General features: G+C 73.6%; 8 protein-coding genes. 2 read left to right on the top strand and 6 right to left on the bottom strand.

Going from position 1 to position 7,291, the window contains the following annotated elements:
- A partial coding sequence (locus T328_RS35775; protein ID WP_496500442.1) for an OB-fold nucleic acid binding domain-containing protein occupies positions 1-688 on the top strand: 688 nt, incomplete at its 5' end.
- A gap of 86 nt (positions 689-774) precedes the next feature.
- On the opposite strand, the gene T328_RS35770 is transcribed toward T328_RS35775, so the two are convergent.
- Together T328_RS35770 and T328_RS35765 are read right to left on the bottom strand one after the other, a co-directional pair.
- Entirely contained in the window at positions 775-963 is a 189-nt protein-coding gene (locus T328_RS35770; protein WP_496500441.1) for a hypothetical protein, read from the bottom strand.
- Between the two features lie 6 nt (positions 964-969).
- Positions 970-1,161: a hypothetical protein gene (locus T328_RS35765; RefSeq protein WP_496500440.1), complete on the bottom strand. Its 192-nt coding sequence runs from the start codon at positions 1,159-1,161 to the stop codon at positions 970-972.
- A 236-nt stretch (positions 1,162-1,397) separates the two neighbouring features.
- Here T328_RS35765 and T328_RS35760 point away from each other — a divergent pair, with 236 nt between their 5' ends.
- A complete protein-coding gene (locus T328_RS35760) occupies positions 1,398-2,666 on the top strand; it encodes an NYN domain-containing protein (protein ID WP_496500439.1) in 1,269 nt (422 codons plus the stop codon).
- A gap of 2 nt (positions 2,667-2,668) precedes the next feature.
- Here T328_RS35760 and T328_RS35755 read toward each other — a convergent pair whose 3' ends face one another.
- The 4 genes from T328_RS35755 to T328_RS35740 all read right to left on the bottom strand — a co-directional run bounded on the left by T328_RS35755 (position 2,669) and on the right by T328_RS35740 (position 7,249).
- Positions 2,669-3,349: a hypothetical protein gene (locus T328_RS35755; RefSeq protein WP_496500438.1), complete on the bottom strand. Its 681-nt coding sequence runs from the start codon at positions 3,347-3,349 to the stop codon at positions 2,669-2,671.
- A gap of 77 nt (positions 3,350-3,426) precedes the next feature.
- Complete coding sequence (locus T328_RS35750; RefSeq protein WP_496500444.1) at positions 3,427-4,215, bottom strand: ABC transporter permease; 789 nt, start codon at positions 4,213-4,215, stop codon at positions 3,427-3,429.
- Positions 4,216-4,529: 314 nt separating this feature from the next.
- Entirely contained in the window at positions 4,530-5,570 is a 1,041-nt protein-coding gene (locus T328_RS35745) for an ABC transporter ATP-binding protein (RefSeq protein ID WP_496500443.1), read from the bottom strand.
- Between the two features lie 446 nt (positions 5,571-6,016).
- Positions 6,017-7,249: an IS4 family transposase gene (locus T328_RS35740; RefSeq protein ID WP_496496366.1), complete on the bottom strand. Its 1,233-nt coding sequence runs from the start codon at positions 7,247-7,249 to the stop codon at positions 6,017-6,019.
- Positions 7,250-7,291: the final 42 nt, after the last annotated feature.

Raw genomic sequence — 7,291 nt, 5'->3', positions numbered from 1 at the left:
GGCGGCGGACGAGCCGGGTTTCGGGCTGGACGTGCAGTTCGCGGACGAGGAGTGGGAGAAGTCGTACCTCCTCGCGCAGGAGCGGGAGATGCTCGGCCTCTACGTCTCCGACCACCCGCTGTTCGGCATCGAGCACGTCCTGGGCGACAAGGCCGACGCCTCCATCGCCGCGCTCAACGGCGGCGACCACGCCGACGGCGCCATCGTCACCATCGGCGGCATCATCTCCGGCCTCCAGCGCAAGATGACCAAGCAGGGCAACGCCTGGGCCATCGCCACCGTGGAGGACCTCGGCGGCTCCATCGACTGCATGTTCTTCCCCGCCACCTACCAGCTGGTCTCCACCCAACTCGTCGAGGACGCCATCGTCTTCGTCAAGGGACGGCTCGACAAGCGCGAGGACGTGCCCAGGCTGGTCGCCATGGAACTCGCCGTCCCCGACCTGTCCGAGGTGTCCGCCAACGCGCCGGTGACGATCACGATCCCGACGGTCAAGGTCACCCCGCCGCTGGTGGAGAAGCTGGGCGAGGTGCTCTCGCAGCACCGGGGCGGCACGGAGGTGCGGGTGAAGCTCCAGGGCTCCCGCACCACCACCGTGCTTCGCCTCGACCGGCACCGGGTGACGTCGGACCCGGCGCTCTTCGGCGATCTGAAGGCCCTGCTCGGGCCGTCCTGTCTGGCGGGCTGACAGGCGCGCCGCCGGGCCGGGGGCGGCCCCGGTCCGCGGATCGGGCGGCGGGCGCGCCCGCGGGGGGCGCGCCCGCCGGGCGGGGCTCAGTTGTGCCCGAAGCGCTTCTCTTTGTGCTTCTGGGTCTTGTGACCGCCGGAGCCGGGGTTCACGGCCTCGCTGACCTGGTCGGGCGGAGGCCCGCCGGCGGGAGCGGAGGAGTCCGTCTCCGCGCCGCGTTCTTGCCGCGGGGCGGCGGCGCGTTCGTTCTGGCGGTTCCTGTTCCTACGGCTCATGGCGGCTCACCGCTCCCCGAGCCCGGGGCGCTGCTCGAAGTCGTCCACGGGTGTGTCGGCGCGGGTGTCGTCTCCGGGCGGGACCTCGTCGAGGGACTGCCGACGCCCGCGGTTCGGTATGCCTGCCGGCGACCCGGCGTACTTGTCCCGGTGGGAGTGCTGTTGCTGCTTTTTCTCGCGGTTCTTGCGCTTACCCATCACTGATCCTTTTCAGGCGCGGTCCCCCGCGGAGATCACCTTCGCACAGCCTGAGATGCCTCGCATGTCGGATAATTACCGTGCGTAGTACGCGCTGTTCACGGCCGGGCAGCGGTGTCCGCCACGCCGATGATCGATGCCCTGCTGTTAACCACCCCTCAGTGGGGCAGACTCGAAGGCAACCCGACATGAACTCCGCGGCACCGGCCCGGAACCGGCTGAGAAGAGGGTGAATCGTGGACCGCTGCGTCGTCCTGGTGGACGCCGGCTACCTGCTGGGCGCCGCCGCGAGCCTGCTCGCCGGAGAACCCGCCCGCTCCCGGATCACCGTCGACCACCCCGCGCTCATCCAGGGGCTGCGGGACCAGGCCGAAGCCGATACCGGGCAGCGGCTGCTGCGGATCTACTGGTTCGACGGCGCCCCCGACCGCGTACCGCAGCCGGAACACCGGCGGCTGCGCGTGATGTCCCGCGTCACCGTCCGCCTCGGCGCGCTCACCCGCAGCGACGGCCGCTGGGCGCAGAAGGGCGTCGACGCCGCGATGCACGCGGAGCTGACCGAGCTGGCCCGCAACCGCGCCTGCGCCGACGTCGTACTCGTCACCGGCGACGGCGACCTGCTGCCGGGGATGATGTCCGCGAAGGAGCACGGTGTCGCCGTGCACCTCTGGGCGGTCCAGGCCGCCGACGGCGACTACAACCAGTCCGAGGACCTCGTCGCCGAGGCCGACGAGCGGCGCGTGCTCGACCGGGCCTGGATCACCCGCGCCATGCGGGCCAAGGACCTCACCGGCATCTGCGCCCCCAGCCCCGTGCCCCGCCCCGAGATCGCCGCGATCCTCTCCGCGCCGCCCTCGGAGTCCTCCGTCGCCGGCAAGCAGACCGTCGCCAACGGCACCGCGCCGGCCGACCCGGTCACCGAGCGGCGCCACGCCGTTGACGACGGTGCCGCGGCGCCCGACGCCGTACCCGACGACGTGGACGACCCCGGCGCCAAGGGCGGCGTACCCACCCCGAAGGACCTCGCGAGCCTGGGCCGCCCCGCCACGCCCGAGGGCCGCCCCGGGCACCCCGTGGGCAGCGCCACCCTGCGCTGGTCGTCCGACCGCGGCTGGGTGGAGCGGCCGGGCGCGGAGCCGGCGGACGTCGCCGGGCTGCCCACGCTCGCCCAGCTCACCACGGCGGAGCAGCGCTGGGCGGACCGCGAGGAGGACATCACCGTCATCGGCGGCGACCCCTTCGAGGTGGGCCAGGTCTTCGCCCGGCGCTGGATGGAGCGGCTGGCGGACCAGGCGAAGCTGCGGCTGCTGGCCGGCCAGTACCCGCGCATCCCGCACCGCATCGACGGCGAGCTGCTGCGCTACGCCGCCCGCTTCGGGCTGCTGGCGCACAAGGACGACCAGATCGACGAGCGCGACCGGTACGCGATCCGGGCCGGGTTCTGGCGCGAGGTGGACGTCAGCTCGGCCGCCGAGCACGCGCAGGCGGCGAAGCCGGAGTCGTAGCCTCAGCGGGTCGGCGAGCCCCAGCCCGGCCAGCCGCCCGTCGGCGGCGGGGGCACCTGCGGCTCCTGGTCACGCGGCCCGAACAGCCCGGTCAGCACCAGGTGCACCGCCATCGCCGCCGCCGGCCACGCCAGCAGCGCGCCCTTGGCCTTCAGCTCCAGCGGCGCGTCGAAGACGCCGCCCTCGCCGGCCTCCTTGGCCCGCTGCCCCACGTCGTCCGACGGGCCCAGCCAGACGCCGAACCGCCAGGCCAGCACCCCCCCGAGCAGCGCACCCACCGCCAGCCCCAGGACCAGCGGCAGCCCGCCGCGGCGCCGCCACAGGAACACCGCCAGGGCCGTCACCGCGCCGAACGCCAGCCCCAGCAGCGCGAACGTGCCGTCGATGGAGATGGCGTCCTCGCTCTCGCTCTGCTTCAGCCAGGCGTCGCCCCCGCGCGCCACCAGCGGCACCCGCGGCGCCAGCTGCTCCCACAGGAAGCCCAGCAGCAGGCCCAGCACCGCCACGCCCACCAGGAGCAGGAACGCGTGCCACACCTCCGCGCCGAGGTCGGTGTCGTCGCCCCCCGGTTTCCCGGGGTGTCTCCCGCCCGCCGCCTCGCCGGGGGCGGACGGGTAGTGCCAGGGGTTGTGGGCCGGCTGCTCGTGCGGCGGCTGCTCGTGCGGTGTCAGGGGAGCGGTCACCCCGTCATCGTGCCAGGGCCGGGGCTGCCCGCCGTAACCAGGACGGTCGTTCGGAATGTCGCCGTGACCGCCGTCCCTCACGAGCGCAGCGCCGCCCTGCGGTACGCCCACGTCGCCGCCGCCAGCGCCGGCACTCCGACCCCGGCGCAAACCCCCAGGTCGGCGAGGACCGCGGCCCAGTCGGGGCCCGACGCGAACGTCTCCATCAGCGCCTCCACGCCGTACGTCGACGGCAGCAGGTCGCGGGCGAAGGACACCGGTCCGGGCATCCGCTCCGCGGGCAGCACGCCGAGCAGCAGCGCCGCCGACATGCCCAGCTGGCCGCAGAGCGTCGCCAGCTCCGCCCGCGGCGCGAGCAGCCCGAGCACCGCCCCGAGGCCGGCCAGCGCGGCGCCGGACAGCGGGACGACGGCGACGAGGATCCACAGGTGCGTCAGCGGCAGCTCGAAGAGGAGGCTGCCCGTCACGGCCGTGACGACCGTGCCGGGCACGGTGAACGAGGCGTACGCGCCGACCGCTCCCAGCACCACGGCGGCCGGCGGCACCGGGAGCGTCGCGTAGTGGTCGAGGCCGCCGGTCGCGCGCAGCTGGCCGAAGTACTGCGCCAGCAGGTTCAGCGCCACGAACGCCACGACCAGCACCGTCGACCCGGCGACCACGGCGTGGGCCTCGGAGCTGCGCGCCTCGGCGTCCACCACGCCGCGCATCAGGACCATGATCCCTATGGACTGGAAGGTGGCGACGAAGAGCAGCGGCAGCCGGGCGACCCTGGCGCGGGAGAGCTGGGCGCGGTAGACGGCGGCGAGCGCGGGGAAGAGCGGGACCCGGGGGGCGAGTGCGGCGGCGGCGGGTTCCGCGGGCTCGATGGGCTCTGCGGTGGGAGCGGGCTCCGGGGGATCGGCGGCGGGGGCGGCGGACGTGGTCGCGGGCCGGGGCGAGCCGTCGGCGGTTCCGGCGGCGGTTCCGTTCGACACGGCGGTCCTGTTCGTGGCGGCGGTCCCGTTCGCGGTGGCATTCCCGTTCGCGGTGGCGGTCCCGTTCGACGCGGCGGTGTCCTTCGCGGCGCCGGACCCGTTCGCGGCCCCGGGCCCGGCCACTGCCGATCCCGCCGCCGCGGATCCCGCCGCCGGCGGCCCGGAGCCGTCGGGCGGGGCCTGCGCGAGGCCGAGATGTCCGTCCGTCATGCCTTCACCAGTCCCTCGTCCCGCCCGCCGAGGGCCAGGTACACGTCCTCCAGGCTCGGCGTCGTCAGCGTGAAGTCGTCCAGTTCGGCGAACGCGGGCCCGCCCGTCACCGCCGCCACCGCGGCGCGCGCCGCGTCCTCCGGCAGCCGCAGCGTCCAGCGCCGGCCCGTGCGGCGGGCGGTGCGGGCCAGCTCCGCGATCTGCGGCACGTCGAGCGGCGGCTCGTCGCGCCAGACGAGGTCCACCCGTACCTCCCCGCCCACCAGGGCCTTCAGCCCGGCGGGGGAGTCGCAGGCGATGACCCTGCCGCGGTCGAGCACCGCGACCCGGTCGAGCACGGTCTCGGCCTCGATGACGTTGTGCGTGACGAGCAGCACCGTCGCGCCGCGCTCGGTCCGGCGCCGGTCGATCGCCGCCCACACGGCGCGGCGGGCGACCGGGTCCATCGCGGTCGTGGGCTCGTCCAGCACCAGCAGCGGGCGCTCGCCGACCAGCGCCGCCGCCACGCACGCCAGCCGCCGCTCGCCGCCGGAGAGCCGGCGCAACGGGCGGTCGGCGAGGCGGGCGAGGCCCAGTTCGTCGAGCACCGCGTCGCGTTCGGCGCGCGCCGCGGTCGCGGGCAGGCCGCGCAGCCGGGCGGTGGTCTCGGCGGCCAGCGCCACGGTCAGGTCGTCGAGCGCCGTGGACTCCTGGCCGAGGTACGCCAGCAGCCGGGCGGCCAGCTCGGGGCGGCGCACGAGGTCGTGGCCGAACAGCTCGATGCCGCCGGAGTCGGGCCGCAGCAGGCCGGTGAGCTGGCGTACGAGGGTGGACTTGCCGGCGCCGTTGGGGCCGAGCAGGCCGAAGATCTCGCCGGCGTGGATGTCGAGGCCGACGCCGTCGCAGGCCCGTACGGGCCCGGCGGGGGGTGCGCCGGCGGCGTCGGAGCCGGCGGCGGTCGCGGACGCCGCCGGGCCCGTACGGCCGGACCTGCGCCCCGCGGAGCGCCGCGCCCGCTTCTCGCGGGAGGCGGGGTAGGTCTTCACGAGATCGCGCACGGCGCACACCACCGCGCCCGGCCGGGTGGGGGTCCCGGCCGGGGCCGGACCCGCCGCTTCGGTGCGCGTATTCACGAACTACGAGGGTACGCGGTGCCGAACGGCCCGCCCCGTGGGGGGAGGGCTGCGCGGAGCCTGGACGTATTCCGTGCACTCCGGTATGACCTGGACATGTCGAAGAAGACGCGCAAGCGCAAGTGGCGTACCCGCAAGGGCAAGGCCAACCACGGCCGCAGGCCGGCCTAGGGCCAATACCGGTAACTTACGGCTTTGGTGTGCGTCTGACCCGTTTGGGTTTGGTGGCGTCGATGATGGTGACGGCCGGCACACGTGGGCGGTCTGCGACGCGGTGGGCAGCGCGTTTGAGGGGCCAGTTGGCGACTTTGCGTTTGATGACGCGGGGGTTGCTCCGGCGGCGTCGTGGTGGCAGGAGGCGTTCGAGGAGTTCAGCGTGGGTGGCTTTGACCGCGTGGGCGAGGCGGCCGGGGGGAAAACGCCGCCTGGTCTGTGACCTGGCGGCGCACGACGCGCAGTGAGCGGGTGAAGGAGATCCGGTCGGGGTCCCGGTCGGCTTGTCGTGCGGCCTGGTGCATCAGGTGCCGGATGGCGTGGTGGACGAGCAGGAAGCCGTAGAGTTCCTGCTCGGCCCCGTCAGGGTGCTGCGAACGCAGTACCAGGTGCGATCCGCCCAGGTGGGTTTTGATCTCGTCGAGGGTGGATTCGAACTCCCACCGCTGGGCGTAGAGGGCGGCCAGTTCCGCGGCAGGGGCTTTGTCCGGGTCGAGGATCGTGGTGATGAGCCGGTAGGTGCCCTCACGGCCGGCGATGGTGTATTCCACCGCGCGTACCGGTACCCCGCGACGGGTGTGGTGGATGTCGGTGCGGTCGAAGATCTCAGTGAGATACGAGCCGTCCGGCAGTTGCTCGACCACCGGCAGTACGAGGTCTTTGCGGACTCGCCACAGCAGGTCCGCCCCCCTGGCCGCGGCCTTGCGCCACAGGTCCACGCTGTAGAAGCCGCGGTCGGCCAGCAGCAGCATCCCCGGCCGCAGGGACCCCAGGACCGCCCGGGCCAGAGTCTGCTCTCCGGTGCGAAGAGCTGCGAGCGCGGCGTCGAAGACGGCGTGAGTGCCGCACTCCACCAGACCGACCATGCGCAACTGCGGGTAACCGACGTCCTTTTCACCGCGCCCGGAGCGGGGCGGACGGCCGAACGCCTCCACGTTCGCTTTCGTGTCGGGCAGGTCGAAAGTGGTGCCGTCGATCGCGGTCAGCCGCCAGTCGCGGTAGAAGGCGCCCTGAGTGTCCGGTGTGGCAACCGGACGACACACCCGCGCGAACAACTGCCGCAACGGCGCTACCCCCAGCCGGGACCTGGCCTTCCAGATCGCCGCCGTACTCGGCACCACCCACGATGTACGCCAACGCCGCGCACCCTGCAAACCCGCGGTCAGCAGCCGGGCGACCTCCTCATAGCTCTGCCCGGAAAACAGGCACATCGCCAACACGAAGTAGACCACCAACCGGGCCGGCAACAGCCGGTTCCGCTGCTGCACCCGACCCGTCTCCGCCAACACCTCGTCCACAAGAGACTGAGGAAACGCCTGGGTCAGCACCCCGACCGCGACTCGGTCGGACAACCGCTCACCAGATGACTTCAGTTGACCAGCTCTCGGCACACCACCAACAACGACTGAACCCCCCCAAAGTTACCGGTATTG

It is taken from the genome of Streptomyces sp. CNX435, assembly GCF_059570575.1.
This window is presented reverse-complemented; position numbering and strand designations above follow the sequence as displayed.

Bases quoted from the DNA above. Each gene is read 5' to 3' on its own strand.
- T328_RS35770 (WP_496500441.1), bottom strand. From the start codon at position 963: ATGAGCCGTAGGAACAGGAACCGCCAGAACGAACGCGCCGCCGCCCCG.
- T328_RS35765 (WP_496500440.1), bottom strand. From the start codon at position 1,161: ATGGGTAAGCGCAAGAACCGCGAGAAAAAGCAGCAACAGCACTCCCAC.